General features: G+C 52.0%; 25 protein-coding genes. 21 read left to right on the forward strand and 4 right to left on the reverse strand.

Annotated features, from left to right (window positions below):
* The first annotated feature begins 1 nt into the window (after window position 1).
* The 9 genes from AC3WQT_RS26205 to AC3WQT_RS26245 all read left to right on the forward strand — a co-directional run bounded on the left by AC3WQT_RS26205 (window position 2) and on the right by AC3WQT_RS26245 (window position 6,856).
* A complete protein-coding gene (locus AC3WQT_RS26205) occupies window positions 2-601 on the forward strand; it encodes a DUF6151 family protein (RefSeq protein WP_492708541.1) in 600 nt (199 codons plus the stop codon).
* Window positions 598-1,743, forward strand: coding sequence for a hypothetical protein (locus tag AC3WQT_RS26210; RefSeq protein WP_492708543.1), 1,146 nt, complete (start codon window positions 598-600; stop codon window positions 1,741-1,743). Before AC3WQT_RS26205 ends, AC3WQT_RS26210 begins: the two co-directional genes overlap by 4 nt.
* Before the next feature lie 114 nt (window positions 1,744-1,857).
* A complete protein-coding gene (locus tag AC3WQT_RS26215; protein ID WP_492708545.1) occupies window positions 1,858-3,033 on the forward strand; it encodes an aminotransferase class V-fold PLP-dependent enzyme in 1,176 nt (391 codons plus the stop codon).
* A 76-nt stretch (window positions 3,034-3,109) separates the two neighbouring features.
* Complete coding sequence (locus AC3WQT_RS26220) at window positions 3,110-3,667, forward strand: helix-turn-helix domain-containing protein (RefSeq protein ID WP_492708547.1); 558 nt, start codon at window positions 3,110-3,112, stop codon at window positions 3,665-3,667.
* Window positions 3,668-3,701: 34 nt separating this feature from the next.
* Complete coding sequence (locus AC3WQT_RS26225; protein WP_492708549.1) at window positions 3,702-4,229, forward strand: GNAT family N-acetyltransferase; 528 nt, start codon at window positions 3,702-3,704, stop codon at window positions 4,227-4,229.
* Between the two features lie 14 nt (window positions 4,230-4,243).
* On the forward strand, window positions 4,244-4,972 hold the full coding sequence (locus AC3WQT_RS26230) for a metallophosphoesterase family protein (RefSeq protein WP_492708551.1): 729 nt from the start codon (window positions 4,244-4,246) through the stop codon (window positions 4,970-4,972).
* 2 nt (window positions 4,973-4,974) lie between these two features.
* Entirely contained in the window at window positions 4,975-5,523 is a 549-nt protein-coding gene (locus tag AC3WQT_RS26235; RefSeq protein ID WP_492708553.1) for a cysteine hydrolase family protein, read from the forward strand.
* Window positions 5,524-5,674: 151 nt separating this feature from the next.
* Window positions 5,675-6,466, forward strand: coding sequence for a TIGR00266 family protein (locus AC3WQT_RS26240; protein ID WP_492708555.1), 792 nt, complete (start codon window positions 5,675-5,677; stop codon window positions 6,464-6,466).
* Between the two features lie 165 nt (window positions 6,467-6,631).
* Complete coding sequence (locus AC3WQT_RS26245) at window positions 6,632-6,856, forward strand: hypothetical protein (protein WP_492708557.1); 225 nt, start codon at window positions 6,632-6,634, stop codon at window positions 6,854-6,856.
* Window positions 6,857-6,880: 24 nt separating this feature from the next.
* Here AC3WQT_RS26245 and AC3WQT_RS26250 read toward each other — a convergent pair whose 3' ends face one another.
* Both AC3WQT_RS26250 and gshA read right to left on the reverse strand, forming a co-directional pair.
* Window positions 6,881-7,489, reverse strand: a complete 609-nt coding sequence (locus AC3WQT_RS26250) for a TMEM175 family protein (protein ID WP_492708559.1) — start codon at window positions 7,487-7,489, stop codon at window positions 6,881-6,883.
* A 72-nt stretch (window positions 7,490-7,561) separates the two neighbouring features.
* Window positions 7,562-9,196 carry a glutamate--cysteine ligase gene (gene gshA, locus AC3WQT_RS26255; RefSeq protein ID WP_492708560.1) on the reverse strand — a complete coding sequence of 545 codons (1,635 nt, stop codon included), beginning with the start codon at window positions 9,194-9,196 and terminating at the stop codon, window positions 7,562-7,564.
* 264 nt (window positions 9,197-9,460) lie between these two features.
* Here gshA and AC3WQT_RS26260 point away from each other — a divergent pair, with 264 nt between their 5' ends.
* Both AC3WQT_RS26260 and AC3WQT_RS26265 read left to right on the forward strand, forming a co-directional pair.
* Window positions 9,461-11,590: a S9 family peptidase gene (locus AC3WQT_RS26260; protein ID WP_492708562.1), complete on the forward strand. Its 2,130-nt coding sequence runs from the start codon at window positions 9,461-9,463 to the stop codon at window positions 11,588-11,590.
* A gap of 72 nt (window positions 11,591-11,662) precedes the next feature.
* Window positions 11,663-12,055: a VOC family protein gene (locus AC3WQT_RS26265; RefSeq protein ID WP_492708564.1), complete on the forward strand. Its 393-nt coding sequence runs from the start codon at window positions 11,663-11,665 to the stop codon at window positions 12,053-12,055.
* A gap of 53 nt (window positions 12,056-12,108) precedes the next feature.
* Here AC3WQT_RS26265 and AC3WQT_RS26270 read toward each other — a convergent pair whose 3' ends face one another.
* The gene (locus AC3WQT_RS26270; RefSeq protein ID WP_492708566.1) at window positions 12,109-12,852 is read right to left on the reverse strand and encodes a substrate-binding periplasmic protein; all 744 of its coding nucleotides are present in this window, start codon (window positions 12,850-12,852) and stop codon (window positions 12,109-12,111) included.
* A gap of 446 nt (window positions 12,853-13,298) precedes the next feature.
* Here AC3WQT_RS26270 and AC3WQT_RS26275 point away from each other — a divergent pair, with 446 nt between their 5' ends.
* The 7 genes from AC3WQT_RS26275 (at window position 13,299) to AC3WQT_RS26305 (ending at window position 20,026) form a co-directional block, all read left to right on the forward strand.
* The gene (locus tag AC3WQT_RS26275; RefSeq protein ID WP_492708568.1) at window positions 13,299-13,811 is read left to right on the forward strand and encodes a DUF1269 domain-containing protein; all 513 of its coding nucleotides are present in this window, start codon (window positions 13,299-13,301) and stop codon (window positions 13,809-13,811) included.
* Window positions 13,812-13,951: 140 nt separating this feature from the next.
* Window positions 13,952-14,686 (forward strand): ABC transporter ATP-binding protein, encoded by a 735-nt coding sequence (locus AC3WQT_RS26280; RefSeq protein ID WP_492708570.1) that lies wholly within the window; start codon window positions 13,952-13,954, stop codon window positions 14,684-14,686.
* Window positions 14,686-16,239 carry a putative ABC transporter permease subunit gene (locus AC3WQT_RS26285; protein WP_492708572.1) on the forward strand — a complete coding sequence of 518 codons (1,554 nt, stop codon included), beginning with the start codon at window positions 14,686-14,688 and terminating at the stop codon, window positions 16,237-16,239. The genes AC3WQT_RS26280 and AC3WQT_RS26285 overlap by 1 nt, the downstream gene beginning before the upstream one ends.
* A gap of 80 nt (window positions 16,240-16,319) precedes the next feature.
* Window positions 16,320-17,561, forward strand: a complete 1,242-nt coding sequence (locus tag AC3WQT_RS26290; protein WP_492708574.1) for an efflux RND transporter periplasmic adaptor subunit — start codon at window positions 16,320-16,322, stop codon at window positions 17,559-17,561.
* Window positions 17,561-18,316: an ABC transporter ATP-binding protein gene (locus tag AC3WQT_RS26295; protein ID WP_492708576.1), complete on the forward strand. Its 756-nt coding sequence runs from the start codon at window positions 17,561-17,563 to the stop codon at window positions 18,314-18,316. The genes AC3WQT_RS26290 and AC3WQT_RS26295 overlap by 1 nt, the downstream gene beginning before the upstream one ends.
* Complete coding sequence (locus AC3WQT_RS26300) at window positions 18,313-19,536, forward strand: ABC transporter permease (protein ID WP_492708578.1); 1,224 nt, start codon at window positions 18,313-18,315, stop codon at window positions 19,534-19,536. Before AC3WQT_RS26295 ends, AC3WQT_RS26300 begins: the two co-directional genes overlap by 4 nt.
* A 94-nt stretch (window positions 19,537-19,630) precedes the next feature.
* Window positions 19,631-20,026 (forward strand): YccF domain-containing protein, encoded by a 396-nt coding sequence (locus tag AC3WQT_RS26305; RefSeq protein WP_492708580.1) that lies wholly within the window; start codon window positions 19,631-19,633, stop codon window positions 20,024-20,026.
* Window positions 20,027-20,100: 74 nt separating this feature from the next.
* Here the strand turns inward: AC3WQT_RS26305 and AC3WQT_RS26310 are convergent, their stop codons facing one another.
* Window positions 20,101-20,757, reverse strand: coding sequence for a thiol:disulfide interchange protein DsbA/DsbL (locus tag AC3WQT_RS26310; protein WP_492708582.1), 657 nt, complete (start codon window positions 20,755-20,757; stop codon window positions 20,101-20,103).
* A 364-nt stretch (window positions 20,758-21,121) separates the two neighbouring features.
* On the opposite strand from AC3WQT_RS26310, the gene AC3WQT_RS26315 reads away from it, so the two are divergent.
* The 3 genes from AC3WQT_RS26315 to glpD all read left to right on the forward strand — a co-directional run bounded on the left by AC3WQT_RS26315 (window position 21,122) and on the right by glpD (window position 24,461).
* Window positions 21,122-21,625 (forward strand): hypothetical protein, encoded by a 504-nt coding sequence (locus AC3WQT_RS26315; RefSeq protein WP_492708584.1) that lies wholly within the window; start codon window positions 21,122-21,124, stop codon window positions 21,623-21,625.
* A gap of 143 nt (window positions 21,626-21,768) precedes the next feature.
* Entirely contained in the window at window positions 21,769-22,902 is a 1,134-nt protein-coding gene (locus AC3WQT_RS26320; RefSeq protein WP_492708586.1) for an SMP-30/gluconolactonase/LRE family protein, read from the forward strand.
* Window positions 22,899-24,461: a glycerol-3-phosphate dehydrogenase gene (gene glpD, locus AC3WQT_RS26325; RefSeq protein WP_492708588.1), complete on the forward strand. Its 1,563-nt coding sequence runs from the start codon at window positions 22,899-22,901 to the stop codon at window positions 24,459-24,461. The genes AC3WQT_RS26320 and glpD overlap by 4 nt, the downstream gene beginning before the upstream one ends.
* The last annotated feature ends 88 nt before the right edge of the window (window positions 24,462-24,549 follow it).

Consider the following 24,549-nt stretch of genomic DNA (forward strand, 5'->3'; position numbering starts at 1 on the left):
CATGATGCATGCAATTCAATGCAAGTGCGGCACGCTGCGCGGCCAGCTTGAAGGGACAGGAGTTCACAATCGACTCATCTGCTATTGCAAGGACTGTCGTGCTTTTGCGCATTTTCTTGGCAAAGCTGATGAAGTGCTCGATGAGCAAGGCGGGACTGAGATTGTGCAAGTGGCGCAGCCACGCCTGCGCTTTTCGCAAGGCGTAGACAAGCTTGCTGCTATGCGTCTTAGCGAAACAGGCATGATCCGCTGGTATGCCTCATGCTGCAACAGTCCAATAGGTAACACCATGGCTAATCACAAGGTGTCGTTCATAGGCCTGATTCATGTAGCTCTTGATCAAGCCAGGATTGCTCAAGATTTTGGAACAAAGATCGCGCTTTTGAGCACGGACTCAGCGTTGGGTGATCCAAAGCCAGCGCAGCGTGGCCTCATAGGTGTGATTGCCCGTTTTATCTGGATTCTTGTCACTACACGCATCAGTGGTCGCTACAAAAATTCTCAGCTATTTAATGCGACGGGTGAGCCACGGGTAGTTCCATTGATACTTGATAGCAGCAAAAAATGCATTGATATGCGCAGCAACGCCGATTCACTATGAATAAGCAAAATCCCGATATGATGAATACCTATCTCAAGACTTCGTATACGTACTCAGGTACGTCACGCAATATTGCCTTGGCTATGGCTTTTACGCTTGCTTTGTTGGGCTGTGGTGGGGGAGAAGAAAGCAGAGCGCCAGCAGCGGCACCAGCCGCTATGACCGTACCCCCGGCGCCCCACGGCTTGGCGGTCTTGCCTGCCAGTGGCACGATCACTCACGGCATGCAATTGACCACCGATATGGTCGGGCCAGCCGGGATTGCCATCAGCAGTTTTGCAGAGGTACCCGGCGGCACTTTCTCCGGCACACCGCTCAATGGCTGGGGTGATCATGCCCGCATCGTCGGCCCTGGTGCCGAGGTGATTGATGGTTATAGTTTCCCGGCCGGTACGGTGGTGCTGCAGGGTGTGAATCTGCTTGGTGAAGTGGTAGTGAATTCCGGCTGGCTGGTACTGCGCGGCAGCAAGGGCAGCCTGTTGCTGAACCATCCTAAAGGCAGCACTGGAGGCGGTGCCGCCTTGTACAGCGAGCTCAGCGCCTTCAACACCGTCGGTGCCAAGGATGGCCGGCAGCCCGCATTGAGCATCTGCCACCGTTGCTATTTTCCGCATAGCGGGCTGGAGAATGTCTACAGCAACAATGTCATCATCACCGAGTCCTGGATCGCGGTTGACCCAGGCAATACGGGTGATCATGTGGATGGCATCCAGACCTGGGGCGGGCAATCCGGGCTCACCATCGCCCGCAATCACCTGCAATGGAATGGTGAGCATAACGACACCCAGTCTGGCCTGATCGCCATGTATTCCGATGGTGCACAGAATGGCTCCACTGGCTACAACAAGGTTTTGATCGAGAACAACTATATCGTTATAGGTAAGGGTGGTGGCATAGGCCTGCATGCGCCCATGAATGTACCCACCACAAACATGAAGGTCACTGGCAACCGCTGGTCATGGGTAGACGGGTCTGATCCCGATTATTCTCCGGCCATTTATCGCGGCCCCAAATTTGCGAATTACCGCAAGAACGGCAACTGCTGGTCGGATAATCGCTGGAGCGATGGCGAATACGCCAACAAGTTCCTGCTGCCGGATAACAGCACCAGTGTTACCGACAAATTCAATGCAGGTTGCTGAGCTGTTCCAGGAACTTTTGATCTCTACACATATCTCTACATAAAGCCCGTATGTCAATGAAGGTATATCATTCGTTAATATGCTTACTGTGCACTGATCAAAAGGAGTTTTGTTTTGTCTAATAATTTGCATCACATTGCAGCAGATGACGAAGTCTACTGGTCAGAAATTCGTGATCAATACAGCGTCTCATCAGATTTCATCAATCTGGAAAACGGCTATTTCGGAGTGCAGGCGCGGCCTGTGTTTGAGGCTTTCCAACGCTATCAGGCGCAGGTGAATGCCGAGACTTCGTATTTCCTGCGGGTGCGTTACGCGCCTCTGTTTGTACAAATCATGCAGGCACTGAAGGATTTTTGTGGAGTTGATGAAGGCGAACTGGTACTGACCCGCAATCTCATCGAGGGCATGAATATCCTGCTGCAAGGTTATCCTCTGCAAGCAGGTGATGAAGTCATCCTTGCTACCCATGATTACGATCTCGTCATCGATACCCTGCTGATGCTGGAACAACGCAAGCAGATACAACTGCGACATTTGCAATTGCCACTTGACCCTGTCAGTGATGAAGACATTGTGGCCCGGTATGAGCAGGTGATCACACCTAAAACCAAACTGATACTGGTCACTCACATCGTACACAGGACGGGGCAGATCATGCCGGTCGCCAAGATTACTGCCATGGCCAGGCGTCATGGTGTGGATGTCATGGTTGACGCTGCGCATTCCTTTGCTCATCTGAACTACCGCATGACTGAGCTGGGGGCAGACTTTGTCGCGGTGAACTTGCACAAATGGCTGGGTGTGCCACTGGGTGTGGGCATGCTGTATATACGCAAGAACCGGGTGGCTGATATTGCACCACTGTTTGGCAATGCCAAGTTTGCCGACAATGAGATTTTCAAATTCACGCAAGTCGGCACGGTACCACCAGCGAATATCCTGACCGTATTGGATGCACTAAAGTTTCATGAATCCATAGGTTCAGCCAACAAGGAAGCGCGCTTGCGTTACCTGACGCAATACTGGGTCAATCAGGTGCGCGACTTGCCCGATGTACGCATCATGACCCCGACTGATCCGCAACGCTCCTGCGCGATCGCCGGCTTTGGCATTGCTGGCAACTCAGGTCATGCGATTGTCGACTACCTCATGCGCGAGCACAAGATATTCACTGTGACGCGCGACCTGGATGGGCAGGACATCGTCAGGGTGACACCGCATTTGTATACCAGTCTGGATGACCTGGACAAGCTGGTGGCGGCTATCAGGCAACTGACGCGAGCCTGAGGTTTTACCAGGTGTAGACGAGGCAATAGAAATAATTCCAGTTTACAGGATTTAAATATCCTATATAATGGAAATTATGGATATCAATTCGATTATTGCCCGCCGGGTGCGCGAGCTGCGCGATCAACAAAAGCTGTCGCTGGATGCACTGGCCAAGCGCAGTGGCGTCAGTCGTTCGAACATTTCCCTCATAGAGAGAGGTGAGAGCAGCCCCACTGCTGCTGCGCTCGACAAGCTGGCCGTGGGCTTGGGGGTGACGCTGGCTTCACTGTTTGAAGACAGTACGCCTGCTGTGGTGGCTTCACCAGTCTCGCGTCTGGCCGGGCAGGTATGCTGGACTGATCCTGCCTCTGGCTATATGCGCCGCAATCTATCCCCTGGCCTGCCCTCTCCCTTGCAACTCGTGGAAGTTGAATTCCCGGCGGGGCAAACCGTGCGCTATGACAGTTTCCATCGTGATGTTGATATACAGCAGCAAGTCTGGATACTGGCGGGCGAGATGCGCCTGCATGTGGGTGAGCAAGCCTGGGATTTGCACACTGGCGATTGTCTTGCGATGGCACTGGATAAGCCGATTGCTTTCCATAATCCTGGAAAAGTCACGGCGCGCTACCTTGTTGCGCTTTGCAAATAACATTCTCAGTCTAATTTTACGCAGGGAGTAAATCATGTCCGGGCAAGTGCAAATCCAGATTCTCGATACAGCAGAAGCGCAGGCCAGTGTAGCCGCATTGGCCGATGTATTGACAGACTGCGTCGCTGGCGGTGCATCCGTCAGTTTCATGTGGCCTTTGCCACGTGAGCGTGCGCTGCAATTCTGGCAGGGTGTCGCTGACAGCGTCGCGCGCAAGGAGCGCATTTTGCTGGTCGCCAGGGATGACAACGGCGAAATCATAGGCACGGTACAATTGATTACTGCCATGCCAGACAATCAGCCGCACCGCGCCGATGTGGCCAAGATGTTGGTGCACAGGAAGGGTCGCCGCCGTGGCATCGCACAAGCCTTGATGGCGGCAGTTGAAAAAGCTGCCGTGTCTGCGGGCAAGACTGTGTTGGTATTGGATACCGTCACTGGTGGCGATGCCGAACGCCTGTACGAACGAGCTGGCTGGCAGAAGGTAGGTGTTGTACCCAACTACGCCCTGATGCCTGATGGTGAATTTTGTGGGACTACTTTCTTTCACAAGCAGATATAGCGGAGTAAGCAGCCATGCGCATTGCAGTGATTTCAGACATCCACGGTAATTTGGCCGCACTGGAGGCAGTGACAGCCGACCTGCGACAGCGTGGTGTAGATCAGGTAGTCAATCTGGGCGACAGCCTGTCCGGTCCCTTATTGCCAAAAGAGACGGCGGATTTTTTGATGGCGCAAGCTGGCTGGATACATCTGGCCGGTAATCACGAGCGCCAGATTCTGGAATTGAATGAGCGCTCGGGTTCTGGCGATACTTATGCACACCAGCAAATCACCGCAGAACAAAAGGCATGGATCGCCAGCCTGAAACCAGTGCTGCGACTGAATGAAGAAGTCTTGCTGTGTCACGGCACACCCGGCAGCGACACGACGACCTTGCTGCAAGTGGCAGACAGGAATGCTACGGCGCCAGAAATCAAAGAAAGGCTGGGGCAGCAAACTGCCGCTGTGATAGCTTGTGGTCATAGTCATGTCGCACGCAGTGTACGTACCGCTGAGGGCCAGCTTATCGTCAATCCTGGCAGCGTCGGTCACCCGGCCTACGAGTATGATTACCCTTACCCGCACAAGATTGAATCGGGTGCGCCGGATGCGCGTTATGCCATCATAGAAAAGACGCAGCAAGGCTGGGCTGCCAGCCTGATTAATGTCCCTTACGCATATCAGCACATGGCAGAACTTGCAGCTGCGCGAGGGCGTGAAGACTGGGTCATGGCCTTACGTAGTGGATACATGAACGGATAAATATGCAAAAACAAGACACGGCACTCATCATCATTGACATGCAACGCGGCATGGCTGATCCCAAATCCGGACGCAGGAATAATCCGGGTGCAGAAGAGAATATACGCCAGTTGCTGCTCGCATGGCGCGCGGCAGGCAGACCGATTGTGCATGTCCGGCATATGTCGCGCTCACCCACTTCGGTATTCTGGCCGGGCCAGCCAGGCAATGAATTTCAAGAAAATTTGCTGCCACTGGCCAGCGAGCATGTCGTCGAAAAAAATGTGACGGATGCCTTTGTCAATACGGGGCTGGAACGCTGGTTGCATGTGCGTGGCATCAAAGAGCTGGTGATTGTTGGTGTCAGCACCAATATGTCTGTCGAGGCAACAGTCCGCAGTGCAGGCAATCTGGGTTTTACTACCACGGTGGTGGCAGACGCCTGCTTCAGTTTCGACAGGCTGGATTTGCATGGCAAGCCGCAGACTGCAGAAGAAGTCCACGTACACGCGCTCAGCAATCTGCAGGGTGAATATGCAAAGCTGCTTGATACGGTGGACTTGCTGGGCTAAAAATATCTGCAATCATTGCCAGTATTATGCAGCGGTAATTTCTTTTAAAAATTACCGCGTTCACCATCTACCCTAAAACCAAAAAATTTCATAGAATGCCCAACAAACCGCATGGGTTTGCGGACCACTTTTACTGTATGGGAAATTGACCATGGCGATGGATGTCATAGATTATGAAATTTTTGGCGACGATATGCAATTCGTCGAAGTCGAACTCGACCCGGGCGAGGCAGCCATCGGTGAAGCCGGTACCATGTTTTACATGGAAGACGACATACAGATGGAAACCATCTTTGGCGATGGTTCTGCCGGACAAACAGGTATCTTTGGCAAATTACTGGGTGCTGGCAAACGTCTGGTGACAGGTGAGTCCCTGTTCACCACGGTCTTCATGAACGGTGGTGTGGGCAAGCGAAAAGTCGCCTTTGGTGCGGCATACCCAGGCAAAATCATCCCTATGCATTTGAATCAGCTGGGCGGTACGCTGCTGTGTCAGAAAGATGCCTTTCTCTGCGCAGCCAAAGGCGTGTCGCTGGGTATCGCTTTTCAAAAACGACTGGGTGCCGGTTTCTTCGGTGGCGAAGGCTTTATCCTGCAAAAACTGGAAGGTGATGGTCTGGCCTTTGTCCATGCTGGTGGTGCGATCATAGAAAAGACCTTGAATCCCGGACAAACCCTGCGCGTCGATAGCGGTTGCGTGGTGGCTTTCACTCAGGAAGTGGATTTTGACATCAAGTTCGTTGGTGGTGTCAAAACTGCCTTGTTTGGCGGTGAGGGCATGTTCTTCGCGCATTTGCGCGGCCCAGGCAAAGTCTGGCTGCAATCCCTGCCATTGGCACGCCTGGCCAACCGTATCGTTGGAGCTTCGAAAATCGGTGGCGGCAAGGGGGGTGAGCAAGGCTCTGTACTCGGTGGCCTTGGCAATTTGTTTGAAGAAGAATAAACCGTTTTCTTTATGAAACCTGACCCGCTTGTGCCCTGCATAAGCGGGTTTTGTGTTTTTGGTGGAGTAAATAAACTTCGTTGGAACTAAATTCGGCTTACGCCTGTCTATCTTGCAGCTTATAGCGTATTACTACTTTGATTCAATAAATTTACCCAAGTTGCCATGTTTAAAAAACTACTCGCCCTGTCCTTCATTCTTTCCAGCCAACTGGCCATGAGCGGTTGTGCCGTCGTCTATGACCTGGGGCAAGACTCCAACCAGCGCCAATGTGAAAAACTCCAGGACTGGAACGAACGCAAGACTTGCCTGCAACAAAACAAGACGACTTACGAGCAATACGAAAAGCAGCGTGAAGACTTGCGTACCAAGGGTACGGAAAAGAAATAAAGCTTCAGGCCTTGTCAAGTCTTGTCAGGCTTTGATGGCACGCCAGATCAATACGCCACCAAGCACGGCGCAGGCGGCTGCGGTGGTGATGCCTGCGACCAACGCTGCCGGTATCGCCGTCAGGCTGAAAATGCCACAGGCATACAGATTATGCTTGTGGGCTGAACGCACGGCGTCAGCACTGACGTCTTCATGGATGAGTTTGCGTTTGATGGCGAGGTAGAAATACAGCGCCTGAGACAGCAGTATCAATCCAACCACGGGCAGATACACGATCAGGACTGTCGGTGTATAAAATACATAGCGCCCAAACAAGGCTGCAGCAAAAGGAAAGAAGCAGATCAGCGACAAAAAGGCCAGGCTGCATAACACCAGGCTGCCATCAATTTCCTTGACCTTGGTGGCCAGTCTGTGGTGCCAGACCCAGAACAGGCCCAGCATGGCAAAACTGAGGAAATACGCAATGATGATATACAGGTGATGCTGCAAGGCATGTAACAAGGCAGCACCATCACGTGGATTTTCCAGCTCAGGTACTTTAACTTCCAGTACCAGTATCGTCATGGCAATCGCAAATACGCCATCGATCAGTGCTTCCATCCTGTGCTTGTGGATACCAAATTGCATACTCATCTTTTGTCTACCTTAAGAATTTTATGCAAGTATCCACTTTCTTGGCGCTTTCTGGAATAGCCTGGCCCGGATTTAAGCCTGAATAACCACATCCTGTCCCAGCATGTTACTGGCATACACGTCGCAACAGATTTCACTGGATGTGCGTGAGCCGTAATGTGCGATAAATTCATCAAAGCTGCCGCTTTGCGCGCTTTCCATCTCGGCCTGTTCTGCCAGGGATTTTTCTGCCATTTTTGTATACAGGGCCAACTGGTCTGGTGCTGGCGGGCGGGCGCGGAATTCTTCAGCCAGCAGCGTGCTTTGCTGCAAGGCGAACTGGGTGAAGGAATTATTCGCTGCGCGTATCGCATCCAGTACTTTGGCTGATGGCGTCAGTTCAGGATGTTGCAGTTTTTCAGTTTGCACTTGCATGGCCTGTGCATGGCTGCCATCACCACGTTGTGCATCCAGCAGTGCGGCTACCGGTGCGATTCTTTCCAATAATTCCTTGCCCCAGTCGTGCAGTGAAATTGGCTCGCCATGGCGCGACAGCATCAGGCCAGGACGGCGCCCTTGTTTGACGGTGAGGGCAAAATTCTCGACATTTTCATCACCTTCGGTCTGATTCGTCAAAGGACTTTCTTCCAGTGCGCAGAACAGCAGGAAGGCGTCCAGGAAACGTGAAGTCTCCAGGCTGATGCCGAGCGGGTCGAAAGGATTGACGTCCATGCAGCGTACTTCTATATATTGCACACCGCGTGCACACAAGGCTTCGACAGGGCGCTCGCCCGTCTTGATGACACGTTTGGGCCGTATCGTGGCATAAAACTCGTTTTCAATTTGCAGCACATTGGTATTGATCTGTACCCACTCACCATTTTGCCGTGTGCCTATTTTTTCATAGGCTGGGTAGGGCTGGCGCACTGCCAGCGACAGGCTGCGCATATATTCCAGCAGCGTGTTATATGGTGGCACCAGGCCAGATTGGGCATTGTTCTGGTAACCAAGATCACTCATGCGCAGGCTGGTGGCATAGGGCAGGTACAGAGTATCGTCGGACAGGGTTTCCAGTTGATGCGGGCGGCCACGCAAGAAAGGTGTGGACAGGGCAGGCGAGGCACCGAACAGATACATCAGCAGCCAGCTATAACGATGGAAATTGCGTATCAGGGAGATATAATTTTCAGACTGCACATGCATGGCACTGCCGCTGGTATGTTCTGCCTGCTGCAAGACTTTCCATAAATCTTCGGACAGCGAATAGTTGTAATGGATGCCGGCGATGCATTGCATGCTCTTGCCATAACGCAGGGCCAGTCCACGGCGATACACGTGCTTGATCATGCCTATATGTGAATTGCCATACCAGGCGATAGGGATATCTTTTTCTTCCGGCAGGCTGCAGGGCATGGATTGATGCCACAGCATTTCATTACCCATGACGGTATAGGCAAAGCGGTGAATATTGTCGAGTTCTTCCAATGCTGTAGCGATATCAGGCTCTGCGGGCGTGATGAATTCCAGCAGGGATTCAGAATAATCAGTCGTGATCTGTGGATTGGTCAGCGCTGAACCCAGGGCAGGTGAGTGTGGCGTCAAAGCCAGTTTTCCATCAGCGTGCACACGCAGGGTTTCCCTCTCTATGCCGCGCAGACCACGTGCCAGCAAAGGGCGGTTTGCATCACTATCGAGTAGCGCCAGACGTTGGTTTAACAGAGTGCTCACGGTGTCTTCCTTCAAAATTCAGTTGTCTTTGCAATCACATTTGCAAAAAATATCGAGCAAGCATAGCCGAAAAATGAAAACGGCATACGAGGCTGCTCAAATTTCATATATGAAAACTTTTTTAGTTTATATCAGTCTCATGACCAGCCGGTTTCAAGGCCAATGAAGACCAATAAGTCCCGCACTGCAGCAATGCATAAAATATTTCTTGTTTTGTTGGCATCGACTTAGAATGCCATATTCATTTTTCATACAGGAGTTGAAGTGTCCATCAAAAAAATGTCTGTACTCATGTCAGCCAGTGTACTTGGCCTCGCAAGTTCTGGCCTGGTGCTGGCTGCTGAGCCTACTCCACCGGTGGCCGCCAAAGTCAAATGGCAAGAAACCCGTCATGGCGAAGTCGTTACGGATGATTATCGCTGGTTGCAGAAAAAAGAAAATTCTGAGGTCATCTCTTATCTTAATGCAGAGAATGCCTATACCGAAGCCCTGACGGCAGACATCAAACCCCTGTCTGACAAGTTGTATGCAGAAATCAAGGGCAGGATGAAAGAGGTGGACCTGTCCGTGCCTGTACGTCGCGGCAATTACTATTATTATTCGCGTACTGAAGCTGGCAAGCAATATCAGCTGTATTGTCGCCGTCGCGCCAATGCCGGGATGGCCTACGACGACAAGGCCGCAGAAGAAATTTTGCTGGACCAGAATGAAATGGCCAAGGGGCAAAAATTCTTTGCTGTTGGCGGCAGTTCCGTCAGCCCGGACGAGCAATTCCTGGCTTATACCACTGACACTGTCGGTTATCGTCAATATCAATTGCAAATCAAAAATTTGCGGACCGGTGAATTGCTCAGCGACAGCCAGCCACGGGTAACATCAATGGCCTGGGCGGCAGATAACAAAACCCTGTTCTTTGTGCAAGAAGATCCGACCACCAAACGCTCTGATCGTCTGTTCCGCATGGAGACAGGCAAGCCGCCGGTAGAAATCATGCATGAGGCGGTCGAACAGTTTGGCCTGCAAGTCAGCACGACCCGCGACAGGCAATTCATTGTCGTCAATAGCCATGCCACCGATACCAGTGAAGTCATGTTGCTGGCTGCAGACAAGCCACAAGGGAAATTCCAGAGCGTGCTGGGACGTGAAAAAGGCCATCGCTATAATCTGGAACACCGCAATGGCGAGTTGTATATCGTTACCAACAAGGATGCCAAAAACTTCCGCGTTGTGCGTGCGCCGCTGGCAACACCTGACAGCAAACACTGGCAGGAAGTGGTCAGGCATGACCCTGAAGTATTGGTCTTTGGTGCCGATCTGTTCAAGGACTACATGGTCATCACTGAAAAGACCCAGGCCCTGAATCGTGTCCGTATCTATGACTTCAACAGCAAGCAATGGAAGACGGTCAAGTTCGATGACCCGGTTTATCTTGCGACTGGTGCTGGCACACCGGAATTTTCTTCTACCCGTTTCCGCATGTCTTACCAGTCACCAGTAACGCCAGTGACCACGCTGGATGTGGATATGGCAACTGGCCAGCGCTACGTGCTCAAGCAGCAGGAAATTGTTGGCGGTTACGATGCCAGTAAATATGAAAGCCGCCGTCTGTGGATGACAGCCAGGGATGGCGTCAAAGTACCACTGTGGGCAGTGTATAAAAAAGGCGTGAAACTGGATGGCTCTGCCCCCTTGCTGTTGTACTCTTACGGCAGCTATGGTTATTCAACCGAAGCGACCTTTGCCATCAGTCGTCTCAGCATGCTGGACCGTGGCGTCATCTATGTGCAGTCACATATCCGTGGTGGCCGTGACATGGGTGAACACTGGCATGAGGATGGCATGCTGATGAAAAAGAAAAATACTTTTTATGATTTCATCGACAGTGCCGACTATCTCATCAAACAAAAATGGACCAGCCCTGACAAGCTGATTATCCAGGGTGGCAGTGCCGGTGGTTTGTTGATGGGCGCCGTCGTGAATATGCGTCCTGACTTGTTCCGCGCCGTTCATGCTGCCGTACCGTTTGTCGATGTCATGAACACCATGATGGACGCCAGCCTGCCTTTGACGACAGGTGAATATCTGGAATGGGGTAATCCAAATGAAAAGCCCGCCTATGACTATATGCGCAGCTATTCACCCTATGACAACATAGCCCGCAAGGCTTATCCGGCGATGCTGGTAACGACAGGCTTGAACGATAGCCAGGTCATGTATTGGGAACCTGCCAAATACGTGGCCAAATTGCGAGATTTTAAAACCGATAAAAATCCCTTGCTGCTGAAAACCAATATGGCCGCTGGTCATGGTGGCGCATCTGGCCGCTACGACGCCTTGCGTGAAGGCGCTTTCAATATGGCCTGGATGTTCTCGCAATGGGGTATTAAAGAATAATTGATTTGATGCTCACTGTCCTCTTCTGATGACGAGGACAGCTTGACCTGCTAAAAAATGAAAGAATGAATCATGAATTTTGCTTACACCATTATCTACGTCCCTGACGTTGCCGCATCGCTGGCCTTCTTTGAAAAGGCTTTCGGATTTGCTACCCGTTTCCTGCATGAATCAGGTATGTATGGAGAACTCGATACCGGTGCCACGACCCTGGCTTTTGCTGCGCACGCCATGGGGGATATGAATTATTCCAGCGGCCATGTGGCGGCTCACAGTTCAGAAAAACCGCTGGGGATGGAAGTCGCATTTACCACGGCAGATGTGGCTGCCGCACATGCCAAGGCTGTTGCTGCTGGAGCACAGGAACTGACTGCGCCAGCTGAAAAACCCTGGGGACAGGTGGTATCTTATCTGCGTTGTCCTGATGGCAGCCTGGTGGAGTTGTGCACGCCCATGGGAGGATGAGCAGCCATCAATGCCACTATTGAAAGCCTCGCTTTGCAAAAAAAGCGAGGTCTTTATTCCCAGGAAAAATATTTTCTACGCAGCTTCTGTACCGTGCCATCTTTTTGCAAAACTTCATAAGCTTTGCGCCAGGCGCGTTCTTCATCTTCACTGACATTCATGGAACTGGCCATGTATAGTTCGGCACTGCCCATGTTGAGCCCGGTGGTGAAGTCTTCAAGGCGAAAGCCATATTCTTCTATCGCCGATATCATGATGGAATAGCCTGAATAAACCGCATCCAGGCCACCCAGTTGCAATAGCTTGAGCAGGCTCTGGTAATCTTTTTCATACTGGATATGACGAAAATTTTGAGCGTGTAAATCTTTTTCCAGCGAAGATCCACGCACTATACCTACACGTAGGCCGCGCAATTGCTCTAGCGAGGCACTTTCTATATTGACACTGCCAGATCGCTTGCCAAAAAAGCGGTTTGGGGCTGTGCCCAGATGTATCAGCCATTTAAAGCTGGTTTCACGGTCCGCAGTCCTGTCCAGTGGAAAGACACCGTAATTCTGCCCATCTCTGGCCATCTTGACTGCCCTGGCCCATGGGTAAATACTCAGGTCGGGTTTGCGTCCCAATTGTGCAGACATGGCTGCAATCAATTCATAGCCATAACCTTGCGGTACATTATGTTGTAGCCAGAGATAGGGGGGCAATTCTGCCGTGACCCATTTGATTTGCCCATCAGCAGCCTGCTGTGCCTGACCTGGCAGACTGAACAGTAAAGTGAGCAGGCAAATGAATTTTTTCATCTCAGTCCCATGCTGCAAATGCAGCCCAATGTAGCTCGATGTAGCCATTTGTTGGCCGATTTAGCCAGCCTGTAAGGCTGAACAAAAATCATGTTCCCAGAGAAATTCTAGTATTCAGGCTAAGAATGGACAGGTCAAGTGAATTTTTATCAAATCCTGCGATTTATGCTTATGAATAAGTGCCTGATTCAAGAGTAATTTGCCATTTGTATTTTGCCTGGAATTGTCTATAACAAAGATTAAGGCAGTTGCGCATCCTGTCGGTTTTTTTAAGGGGTTGTTGCAAAATCAAGATGGGCCAGTCATATCAACGCAGCAAGGCCAGCTTGATTTTGAAGCAAACTCTGCAGGGAATCCGATGCTTGCTGTCTTGTCCCCTGACCATTGTGGTCACCGCGATATCATCGCAACTGCCTCAGTGCTTTCTTACCTCTATGGAGATAGTCATGAGACGCAGACTGTATTTCATGTTGCCTGACCTGGGTAGTGCCAGGGCTATGCTGGATGAACTTTTACTTGCACGTATTGATGAGCGACACATGCATTTTTGTGCAAAAGAAGGCATGCTGCCCGCCGATATGCCGGAGGCCAATTCCTTTCAAAAAACTGACCTTATCCATGGTGCCGAAGTTGGCATGCTGATCGGCGGTATTGCTGGTCTGCTGGCGGGTGGTTTATGGCTGATTTTTCCTCCGGAAGGGATGGAAATGCGCATACTGGCGGTATTGGTATCCGCCATCGGTGGTTCCCTTTTTGGTTCCTGGGCCTCGGCCAAGGCCGCCAAGGCCATACCCAGTTCCAGCCTGAAACCCTTCGAGCAAGATATAGAAAACGGCAAAGTCTTGCTGATGGTGGATGTGCCTTTTAAACGGATAACAGAGATTCAGCAACTCGTCAGTAACCGTCATCCAGAGATACGCTTTGGTGGCGTTGATCCGCATGTGCCGGTATTCAGTTAGCCCTCGTTGATCATTGCATGCACCTTACCCTTTGCGGGTGTGGTGCAGCACACTCTTGAAATTCCCTCGCTTTAAAACGACCTGATTACATAGCGCAAATTCGGCATACAATGGCTAGTTTTTAAACAACATTGCCGAAAATGACCGCTACTGCTCTGGAGTTGCACGCGCTTTGCAAGAACTTTGGTAGGCCTGCCGTAGAGAACCTGACTCTTACCGTACGCCGTGGTGAGTTATATGCCTTGCTGGGCCCAAATGGCGCGGGCAAAACTACCACTTTGCGCATGGTGGCGGGCCTTATCTCACCGGATAGTGGCAGCATACGCATACTGGGGCAGGAACTGGCAGCTGATCCTGCGCTGGCCAAGAGCAAGCTGGCCTATCTGCCTGACGATCCCATGCTGTATAACAAACTCAAGCCTTTTGAATATCTGGAATTTGTCGCCGGCCTGTGGGGCGTGCCTGCTGAAATTGCCGAAACTAAAGCGCGTGAATTGCTGGAATGGCTGGATTTGCTCAAACATGCGGATGAGCTGACTGAAGGTTTCTCGCGTGGCATGAAGCAAAAGCTTGCACTGGCCGGGGCACTGATACATCAGCCTGAACTCATCATTCTCGATGAACCCTTGACGGGTCTGGATGCAGCCGCTGCCAGGCAAGTCAAGGATGTCTTGCTGACCCATGTCAGGCAGGGGGGCACCGTCATCCTGACTACCCATATACTTGATGTGGCAGAACGCCTGGCTGAACGCATAGGTATCATACAAAACGGCAAACTCATCGCCGAAGGTACGCTGGAAGAATTGCGTAGCCAGACCAGCCAGACTGCGGGGACGCTGGAAGAAGTATTTCTGCAATTGACGGAGCCTGCATAATGGCAGTTTGGCCGCGATTAAAGCCGGGCAGCGCCGCCTGGTTGCTGGCGCATGAATGCCGTCTGGCTTTTTATGATATGGGCGAGAGCAAGCCCGGTCATGCAGCAGCGCGTGGCATGTCGGTATTTGGCATGTGGCTGATAGGTCTGATGTATGCCTTTGCGCATCTGGGTGTCTGGCTGATCATGCGCAAAATGCCGCCCTTGCAAGAGGCTGTGCCAGCTCCCTTGCTGATGGGGGCGGGCATTGCCATGCTGGCGGTCTTCAGTTTCATGCTGTCACTGGGTTTGACGCGCAGCGTGCGGGCTTTATTTGAGCGTGGCGACCTGGATTTGCTGCTGTCTTCACCCTTGCCATCAAAAACCATTTTCAAGGTCAGGCTGACAGGTATTATTTTTTCTGTCGGCGTCTGGTTCTTTGCCTTGCTGACGCCGGTGGCGAATACAGGTTTGATACTGGGGCAATGGCGTTGGCTGGGTATTTATCCAAGCTTGCTAGCCATGACCGTATTGGCGGCAGCACTGGCCATGCTGCTGACCCTGGCCCTGGTAAAAAGCCTGGGTGTGCGCAAGACCAAGACAGTCGCGCAAATACTTGGCGCACTTACCGGTGCGGGCATGTTCATCATCAGCCAGCTATTTGGCAATCTGGGCAAGGAAACCCGTGAGGGTGTACTGCAACATATCATGCCCTGGTTCCAGCCCGGTGGCGTGCTGGAGGCAGATAGCCTGGTGTGGGCACCAGCCCGGGCGTTGTTCGGTTCACCAATGGCAATCGCAGGTTTCCTGCTCTTCAGTGCTTTGATTTACTGGCTGACGGCACAATCCACCCATCGCTTTTTTATCACTGGAGTGCAGCAAGCCGTGGGGCAAGTTCGCAAGGCAACGCCGGCGATAGAAGGTAGCTCACAGCATGCCACCCGCTTTGGCCGCAGCTTGCGGGCCACCATCATTATCAAAGAATGGCGCTTGATTGCGCGTGACCCAAATCTGATTTCACAAGTCCTGTTGCAACTGCTATACATCGCACCTTTATTCTTTTTGATTTTCAAGTCCAAGGCACTCTTGCCTGGCGTGGCATCAGGGCTGGTTTTTCTGGCGGCTTCGCTGTCTGGTTCACTGATCTGGATCATCATCGCTGCTGAAGATGCCCCTGACTTGTTGCGGGCAGCGCCAGTCCAGGGCAATCTTATCCTGACCAGCAAGCTGCTGGCGGCAGTCTTGCCGATATTGATGCTGATTTTGCCAGCGCTGCTGTGGCTGCTGATACAACAATTTTTGCTGGGGCTGGCCGTCATCGCCTGTACTCTGGCGGCGATTGTGAGTTCGGCGGTGATTCATTTGTGGCAATCCAAGCCTTCCAGCCGGGCCCAGTTCAACAAACGCGGGCAGACGCAATTAATGGCGAATTTGCTGGAGGCTGCCACCAGTTTTTCCTGGGCTGCCTGCATCGTGGTCGGTATGTTATATGGTGCCTGGGTTGCCGTGCCCTTATCGACGGCCGTGCTGGCTCTGGGCATAGCCTGGTTTTCACGTATTGAACGAAATCTGTAATGATCAGTCTATTAGTGGTCTATTTTTGACCTCTTTCTGTTTCATTGCTGCTTACCTAACAACCTGGGAAATTTCTTACCATGCCTGTGTTCACGAAGAAACGCGTTTTTGTAGCCATTGCTCTTTTACTCGTCGCTGGTGTAGCAGCCACCTATTATCAGAGAGAAAACAGCAAGGCCAGGGAAGAAGAACCCAAGTACAAAACCGCCGTGGTGGACAAAGGCAATATCACCCAGACTGTCACCGCCAGCGGCACACTCAATCCCGTGGCACTGATCAATGTCGGCTCGCAGGTATCCGGCACCGTAGTGGAGTTGAAGGCAGACTTCAACGACCGCGTCAAGCAAGGCCAGGTCTTGCTCAAGCTTGACCCTACCATCTTCAATGCCCAGATCAAGCAAAGCGAAGCCAGCCTGGCATCTGCCGAAGCATCAAAACGCCTGGCGCAAGCCAACCTCGACCGTAACCAGAAACTGGTCACGCAAAACTATATTTCCGGCACGGCCATGGACCAGGCCAAACGCGAAGTCGAAGTGGCTGACGCGAATATCAAGCTGGCGCGGGCGCAACTGGACAGGGTCAAGGCTGACCTGAATAACAGCGTCATTCGTTCGCCCATAGATGGTGTCATCATCAAGCGCACCATCGACATGGGGCAGACTGTGGCCGCCTCTTTCCAGACGCCCAACCTGTTCCAGATTGCGCGTGACCTGACCAAGATGCAGATCGATACCAGCGTCTCGGAAGCCGATGTCGGTTCTTTGAAAGATGGCTTGCCTGCGCGCTTTGTCGTCGATGCCTACCCTGACCGTGAATTTGAAGCCAAGCTGCGGCAGTTCCGCCTGGCGGCAAACGTGCAGCAGAATGTGGTGACGTATAACGTTGTGCTTGATGTCGACAACAAGGATGAATTGCTGAAGCCGGGTATGACTGCGCAGGTGCGCCTTGTTGTAGGCAGCCGCGAAAACGTGGTGCGCATCCCTACCGCAGCCCTGCGTTACAAGCCCAGTGAGGAAGAGCAGGCCAAGGAAGCCAAGGCGCTCAAGGATAAGGAAAAAAATGCCAGCGGATCAGCTGCAAGCACATCTTCAGCCAGTGCCAATCTGCCTGCACCTGAGGTCGATGATGACGTGGCTTTCCGTACCAAAAAAGACCTGACTCGCACGTTCAAGCTCTATAAACTCGAAGACAAGAACCAGGCAAAAACTGTTGATGTCAAAATCGGTTTGTCCAACTTCAAATATACCGAAGTCATTTCCGGTGATTTGAAACCCGGTGACAAAGTCATTACCCGTGCATTGGACAAAGCCGGAGCACGCTGATGAGCGATACCCTGATAGCCATACGCCAGGTCAGCAAGAGTTATTTCTCTGGTGGCGTAGAGACCAAAGTCTTGCACGGCATTGATGTGCAGGTGCCGCGTGGCGACTTTCTTGCTGTCATGGGCCAGTCCGGTTCTGGTAAATCGACGCTGATGAATATACTCGGTTGCCTGGACCAGGCGACCAGTGGTTCTTATTTGCTCAATGGTGTTGATACACTGAGCCTGTCACGTGCCGAACTGGCCACCATACGCAACCGCACCATAGGTTTTGTCTTCCAGAGCTTTAACCTCATCAAGCGCATGAGTGTGGCTGAAAATGTCGCCCTGCCTTTGATCTATGCAGGTGTTGGACGTGACAAGGCGCACAAGAAGGCATTGATTGAACTGGAAAGAGTGGGTCTGAAAGAGTACGCCAAACGCTTGCCAAATCAATTGTCTGGTGGACAACAGCAGCGCGTCGCCATCGCGCGTGCCCTGGTGGCCGATCCGCCACTGATTTTGGCAGATGAACCCACCGGTAACCTTGATACACAGACCAGTGAAGACATCATGCGCTCCTTGCAGCAATTGAATGCTGACCGTGGCATCACCATTTTGCTGGTGACGCATGAGCCGGATATTGCGGCCTACAGCAAACGCCTGGTGCGCCTCAAGGACGGTCATGTCTTATATGATGGTCCGGCGGCAGAAGGCTTGCGCCAACTGGCAGCCTCGCATGCCGAATATTCAGAAGCACAGGGGGAGATGAAATGAATTTCCTCCAGGTTTTTATAGAAGCATTCCGTTCCATGAATGCCAACCGGCTACGTACGGCGCTGACCATGCTGGGCATTATCATCGGCATTACCTCGGTCGTCATGATGTTGGCCGTCGGTGAAAGCGCCAGGAAATTCATCGCCAAGGAGCTGGAAGTATTGGGCAGTAATCTGATGATTATTTCGCCAGGCGCCAATCGTACCCAGGGTGTGCGGGCACGCACCGGTACTGCACCTTCGCTGTCGGTAGAAGATGCATTGGCATTGAATGAATTAAGCAGTTTGAATGGTGCTGCACCTGCCTTGCAGGGTTTCTTCCAACTGACGGTAGGCAATGATAATTCGAATAATGCCGTGCTGGGCATCACGCCAGAAATGTTCAAGGTGCGCAACTGGAAAGTGGACCAGGGCAATGAATTCAGCGATTCTGACATTCGTGGTGCGGCACGCATGGTCATCATAGGCAAGAAGCTGGCAGACCAGTTTTTTTACAAGGACAACCCCATAGGTCAGTTCGTGCGCATAGACAATGTGCCTTTCCAGGTGGTTGGTGTCTTGCAGGGTGAAGGCCGCATGTTTGATGGCGGTGATCTGGGTGAAATGGTGCTGATCCCGATTACCTCAGCCCGGGCCACGCTGATGCGCAGCCCTTTCCCGCGCAATGTGCATTATGTGGTGGTGCAGGGTAAGAGCGACAAGCAGTTGAAGGATGCCGAAGAAGATATCAAGGACATGCTGCGCGACCGCCACCATATCAAGGCCGGACAGGAAGATGATTTTCGCATCGATAACCTGGCTTCCATCGCTGAGACTGGTGCCAAGATCAGTGCCGGGTTGGCCGCCATGCTGGGTGCCATCGGAGCTATCTCTTTGATTGTGGGTGGCATAGGCATCATGAACATTATGCTGGTATCGGTGACTGAACGCACCCGCGAGATAGGCATACGCATGGCGATTGGTGCCAAGCCGCGGGATGTGTTGTTGCAGTTCCTGACCGAGGCCGTAGTGATTTGCCTGGTTGGTGGCATCATAGGGATCTTGTTGGCGATGGCGGGCGCAGCGGCGATTACTTCCACTGGTAAGCTGGAAGTCGTCATTGGTTTGCAAGCCATGGTGGTGGCCTGCGGCTTTGCCAGCTTTGTTGGTATCTTCTTTGGTTTTTATCCGGCGCGCCGTGCTTCGCGTTTATTGCCTGTCGATTGCTTGCGTTATGAGTGAAGGCCGGACATATCTTCGATTTATCTCGCTATCTGAATTTTTTGCCAATAAAATGTCTGGCTTCAATAAATTAGAAAAATAAGGAGAAGTAGCGATGAGTTTATTAGGCAATATCCTGTGGTTGATTTTGGGTGGCTTCGTCACCGGACTGGCGTGGTGGTTTGCGGGCCTGGTCGCGTTTATCAGCATCATAGGCATACCATGGGGCAGGGCTTGTTTTGTCATAGGGCAACTGAGTTTCATGCCTTTTGGTAAAGAAGTCGTGAACCGGGCTGATGTCAGCGGACAAGAAGACATAGGTACCGGGGCACTGGGCATGATAGGCAATATCATCTGGTTCATCTTTGCCGGTCTCTGGCTGGCATTGGCACATTTGATGTCTGCATTGTTTTGCTTTGTCACCATCATAGGCATACCTTTTGGTATCCAGCACCTGAAGCTGGCAGCGATAGCTGTGGCACCGATAGGCAAGACTGTCATTGATAAGTAAAACCAGCGGGTAAAAAAAGCAAAAAAGCTCAGGATTAAAAGTCCTGAGCTTTTTTTGTTTTGCTTGTAGCTAATTTATTTCTTGCTCTTCGCCATCAAGCTTTCCAGCACTTGCATGGTAGCTACGCCCAGCTGTTCGCGTGGAATATTCGGATTTGCCCCACCTATCATGGAAGGATTGGTCAGGAAGCGGCCATCCACGATAAAGGTTGGTGTACTGTCTACCTGATAGCTGGCAACCAGCTTGCCCAGGCTTTTCAGCTTGCCCATGACCGAGAATGAATTATAAAAACTCAGGAACTTGGCTTTATCGATGCCGTTCTTGACGGCCCATGCTGTATTGTCATCATCACTGGTCAGGCGACTTCTTTCTACATGCCAGGTTGCCAGTACTTTGGCATGCAGGCTGGCTTCCAGATTCATCGCTTCCAGAGTCAGGAACAGATGCGCTTCGGGATCTTTTTCACCCGTCAGTGGCAAATGGATGCGGCGGAAAACGATATTGTCACCCTGTTTTTTTACCCATTCATTGATGGTGGGCTCCAACGCGTTACAGGCCGGGCAGTGATACATGAAGAATTCTATGACTTCAATTTTCTTACCCGTGGCCTGCGTGGTTTGCGGGTTTTTCAGGCTGATGAAATCGGCACCTTCTTTTAGTGCAGCAGGCGAGGCGAGCGCTGTCGCAGAGACAAAGCCCAGGGTAATAAGCAGTAAGCGTAAGAAGCGCATAGGTTCCTTTTTTAGCATGTACAAAACAAGTCGCTGAGCTTACCAGTATTTTTATCATTTGGCAGCGCATCAGCAGGTGAGGTCTGCTGTTCGACATGCGCCTGGGCCAAATGTTCACGAATATTCATATATCCAGGCTATAAATTGCGACATATTCATGAAATATCTTTAAATACAGGTACGAACCTCCAAAATTTTATGCAAAAACTTGCATGAGGCGGATATTCGTAGAAAAATGAAGTCGCACGGATAGTAAAACCTTGAGTCCTTGAGCCTGACCAGACTATCCCCGTTTTGCGATGCGTCAGGATATTTACCCAGTTTTATCCAGCATCACTCACCGTCACCCAGCGGAGTACATGCAATGATGACCGTGCCTATCGTGATTGACTTCGAAGCCTCAGGCTTTGGCAAAGGTAGCTACCCTATCGAGGTAGGCTACTCGCGTCGTCATGGCGAAGGCTGGTGCACGCTTATCAGGCCAGAGTCTGACTGGCAGCACTGGGATATACATGCCGCCCGCATCCACCGCATCCCGCGGGAGATACTGGTGGAAAGAGGCAAGTCAGCCAGTCTGGTGACTGAGCAACTCAATACCCAACTGGCAGGCATGACGGTGTATACCGATGGCTGGACGCAGGACTACGTCTGGATGGCACTCTTATATGATGCCGCTGACAGGGTGCCGAGTTTTCGTCTGGCGGACTTGCGCGAAATCATCAGTCCACAGCAAGAAAGCCTGTGGCATGCGACCAAGGATCAGGTAGAGGAAGATCTGCATATTTCCCGCCACCGGGCCAGCAATGATGCCCGGATTTTGCAAATGACCTGGCTGCGTACTTATGATGCCGTACGTTGCCACGGTTGAGTTCTAGTTTGTTTTTGTCTGCCTCCTTGCAACATCCCTCTAAAATAAATATCAAAATATTATTCAGGCAGTGCAAAATACAGGCTTGCCTGGATTTCCCTGTGGGAAGTCTTGTCGCGCTGTCCTGAACTGCAAGGAGATGAGTGTTGAAAAAATGGATCATACGCCTGCTATTGCTGATACTTGCCCTGGTGGCGATCCTGGCCGCCTACCTCTTGCTGGCACCTGTGCCCATCAATCCAGTTGCCTGGCAGGCGACACCTTTTGCAGGTTATTCGCCACCGCATGCACGCAATGAAAAGCTGGCAGCCCTGAAAACCATAGAGATAGGTGAAGAAACCGGACCTGAGCATATCGCCATAGGCCCGGATGGCAAGCTGTATGCCGCCGTCACATCCGGTGCGATTCTGCGCATGCAGGCCGATGGCAGCCAGCGCGAAGTCTGGGTGAATACTGGCGGGCGGGTATTGGGTTTCATGTTTGATGCTGCAGGCAATATGATTGCCGCAGATGCCTTCCGCGGCATACTCTTGATTTCCCCTGACAAGCAAATCACTGTCCTTACCGACAAAATCGGCGACAGCCCTATCTTGTACGCTGATGCCGTGGTGGTTGCCAAGACTGGCAAGATTTATTTCACCGATGCCAGCCAGCGCTTTGGTGCCAAAGAATCCGGCGGCACCTTCCATGCCAGCGTACTCGACATTCTTGAACATTCTTCTACCGGACGGGTATTGGAATATGATCCCGCCACTAAACAGACGCACGTCATTGCCGATGGCCTGTGTTTCGCCAATGGTCTGGCACTCAGCGCCGATGAACAAAACCTCATCGTGGCTGAAACCGGTGAATACCGTATCTGGAAAATTTCCATCAACGCTCAGGAGTTGCATCTGAAGAGCAAGCCAGATAAAAAACTGGCCAGCATTTTGCTGCGCGATTTGCCAGGCTACCCGGACAATCTCATGCGTGGCCGTGATGGACGTATCTGGCTGGGGCTGGCCAAACCGCGTGGCGCGGCGATTGATAACATGGCAGAAAAACCCTGGCTGCGCAGCATTACGCTGCGTTTGCCGCGTGTACTATGGCCCGTGCCACCCGCCTATGGCCATGTGCTGGCTTTCAATGAAGCTGGCAAAATCGTTGCAGATTTACAAGACCCGACCGGACACTACCCGGAAACTACAGGTGTTACCGAAACCGAGGACCGCTTGTATATCCAAAGCCTGCACGCGCATGGTATAGGCTGGTTACCGAATCATCTGGTCAAAAAATGAAGAGTCAAGCCGCCATGCCAGAAGTCGATGTACTCGTCATCGGCGGTGGCATCAATGGCGCTGGCATAGCGCGCGATGCTGCCGGGCGTGGCCTGAGCGTACTCTTGTGTGAAAAAGATGATCTGGCCTCACATACTTCATCAGCATCGACCAAGCTCATCCATGGCGGTTTGCGTTACCTTGAATATTATGAATTTGGCCTGGTGCGCAAGGCTTTGCAAGAGCGCGAGGTACTCATGCGATCTGCGCCGCATATCATCAGTCCTTTGCGTTTTGTCATGCCACATGACAAAGGACAGCGCCCGGCCTGGATGATCAGGGCAGGCTTGTTCTTATATGATCATCTGGCAAAGCGCGAATTGCTGCCGGGTGCTGAGTCCATCAATTTGCAACAACATATTGCCGGGCAACCCTTGCTGGCTGACTTTCGCCGTGGTTTTGCCTATTCCGATGGCTGGGTCAATGATGCCCGCCTGGTTGTGCTGAATGCCATGCAGGCTGCAGAAAAAGGCGCCACCATCATGACGCGCACCCGTTGCGTCTCGGCCAGACGGCAAGATGAGCACTGGTTGGTGCAATTGCAAAAGGCTGATGGCAGCATGATGATGGTACAAAGCCGTAGTCTGGTGAATGCCAGTGGCCCCTGGGCAGTCAACACTCTGCAGCAAGTCTTGCATCAGGGGGCGGCAAAGACCCTGAGGCTGATCAAGGGCAGCCATATTGTTGTGCGGCGCCTGTTTCATCATCCTTATGCCTATATCTTCCAGCATCCTGATGGCCGTATCGTGTTTGCCATACCCTATGAGCAAGACTTTACCTTGATAGGTACGACAGATCTGGATTACCAGGGCTCGCTGGATGAGGTCGCGATCAGTGCGGATGAGATTGCCTATCTGTGTGGGCTGGCTAGCCATTATTTTACACAGTCCGTCAGCCCTGCCGATGTGCTGTGGTCATATTCCGGCGTGCGCCCGCTGGTGGAAGAAGCCGTCGGGGCGGGCAAGGAAAAAGCGGCCGCCCTGACCCGCGACTACAGTCTGGAGCTCGATACCGCCGGTGCGCCAGTGCTGAACGTGTTTGGCGGCAAGATCACTACTTACCGCAAACTGGCAGAAGAAGCCCTGTCCATGCTGGCCCCCCTGCTCAACAATGCCAACTCCGCCTGGACTGAGCATGCCTGCCTGCCCGGTGGCGATATCTATGGTGCATCCCCGGAAAACCGCGCTGTCAGCGAATTTCACTTGTTCATACAACAATGCCAGCAGCAATATGCCTGGTTGCCACCCCATCTGGCAGAGCGCTACGCTCACGCCTATGGCAGCCGCATCCATGTCTTATTGAAAGATAAATATTCGCTGGCTGATATGGGCGAGATGCTGGTGCCTGGCTTATATACTGCCGAAGCAGCCTATCTGGTCAGCCACGAATGGGCGCGCACGGTAGAAGATATACTCTGGCGTCGCAGCCGCCTGGGCCTGCATTTGCTGGGCGAAGATACCATTCATTTGCAGGAATGGCTGGATAATAATGCAACACCAGTCCCATACCCTGTCTGCTAGCTGGCAAGTGTCTGACATGTGGTTGACGTGTGGCAGACATGCACATGTCATAGCAAACTACTATTATCTCCTTCTTTTGCTGTAGCAG

Source organism: Undibacterium sp. FW305-107 (assembly GCF_058788535.1).

What these genes read in the sequence shown, in the direction of transcription:
- AC3WQT_RS26205 (WP_492708541.1), top strand. Translation starts at nt 2, where the DNA reads ATGATGCATGCAATTCAATGCAAGTGCGGCACGCTGCGCGGCCAGCTT.
- AC3WQT_RS26210 (WP_492708543.1), top strand. Translation starts at nt 598, where the DNA reads ATGAATAAGCAAAATCCCGATATGATGAATACCTATCTCAAGACTTCG.
- AC3WQT_RS26220 (WP_492708547.1), top strand. Translation starts at nt 3,110, where the DNA reads ATGGATATCAATTCGATTATTGCCCGCCGGGTGCGCGAGCTGCGCGAT.
- AC3WQT_RS26225 (WP_492708549.1), top strand. Translation starts at nt 3,702, where the DNA reads ATGTCCGGGCAAGTGCAAATCCAGATTCTCGATACAGCAGAAGCGCAG.
- AC3WQT_RS26230 (WP_492708551.1), top strand. Translation starts at nt 4,244, where the DNA reads ATGCGCATTGCAGTGATTTCAGACATCCACGGTAATTTGGCCGCACTG.
- AC3WQT_RS26235 (WP_492708553.1), top strand. Translation starts at nt 4,975, where the DNA reads ATGCAAAAACAAGACACGGCACTCATCATCATTGACATGCAACGCGGC.
- AC3WQT_RS26240 (WP_492708555.1), top strand. Translation starts at nt 5,675, where the DNA reads ATGGCGATGGATGTCATAGATTATGAAATTTTTGGCGACGATATGCAA.
- AC3WQT_RS26245 (WP_492708557.1), top strand. Translation starts at nt 6,632, where the DNA reads ATGTTTAAAAAACTACTCGCCCTGTCCTTCATTCTTTCCAGCCAACTG.
- AC3WQT_RS26250 (WP_492708559.1), bottom strand. Translation starts at nt 7,489, where the DNA reads ATGAGTATGCAATTTGGTATCCACAAGCACAGGATGGAAGCACTGATC.
- AC3WQT_RS26265 (WP_492708564.1), top strand. Translation starts at nt 11,663, where the DNA reads ATGAATTTTGCTTACACCATTATCTACGTCCCTGACGTTGCCGCATCG.
- AC3WQT_RS26270 (WP_492708566.1), bottom strand. Translation starts at nt 12,852, where the DNA reads ATGAAAAAATTCATTTGCCTGCTCACTTTACTGTTCAGTCTGCCAGGT.
- AC3WQT_RS26275 (WP_492708568.1), top strand. Translation starts at nt 13,299, where the DNA reads ATGAGACGCAGACTGTATTTCATGTTGCCTGACCTGGGTAGTGCCAGG.
- AC3WQT_RS26280 (WP_492708570.1), top strand. Translation starts at nt 13,952, where the DNA reads ATGACCGCTACTGCTCTGGAGTTGCACGCGCTTTGCAAGAACTTTGGT.
- AC3WQT_RS26285 (WP_492708572.1), top strand. Translation starts at nt 14,686, where the DNA reads ATGGCAGTTTGGCCGCGATTAAAGCCGGGCAGCGCCGCCTGGTTGCTG.
- AC3WQT_RS26290 (WP_492708574.1), top strand. Translation starts at nt 16,320, where the DNA reads ATGCCTGTGTTCACGAAGAAACGCGTTTTTGTAGCCATTGCTCTTTTA.
- AC3WQT_RS26295 (WP_492708576.1), top strand. Translation starts at nt 17,561, where the DNA reads ATGAGCGATACCCTGATAGCCATACGCCAGGTCAGCAAGAGTTATTTC.
- AC3WQT_RS26300 (WP_492708578.1), top strand. Translation starts at nt 18,313, where the DNA reads ATGAATTTCCTCCAGGTTTTTATAGAAGCATTCCGTTCCATGAATGCC.
- AC3WQT_RS26305 (WP_492708580.1), top strand. Translation starts at nt 19,631, where the DNA reads ATGAGTTTATTAGGCAATATCCTGTGGTTGATTTTGGGTGGCTTCGTC.
- AC3WQT_RS26310 (WP_492708582.1), bottom strand. Translation starts at nt 20,757, where the DNA reads ATGCGCTTCTTACGCTTACTGCTTATTACCCTGGGCTTTGTCTCTGCG.
- AC3WQT_RS26315 (WP_492708584.1), top strand. Translation starts at nt 21,122, where the DNA reads ATGATGACCGTGCCTATCGTGATTGACTTCGAAGCCTCAGGCTTTGGC.
- glpD (WP_492708588.1), top strand. Translation starts at nt 22,899, where the DNA reads ATGAAGAGTCAAGCCGCCATGCCAGAAGTCGATGTACTCGTCATCGGC.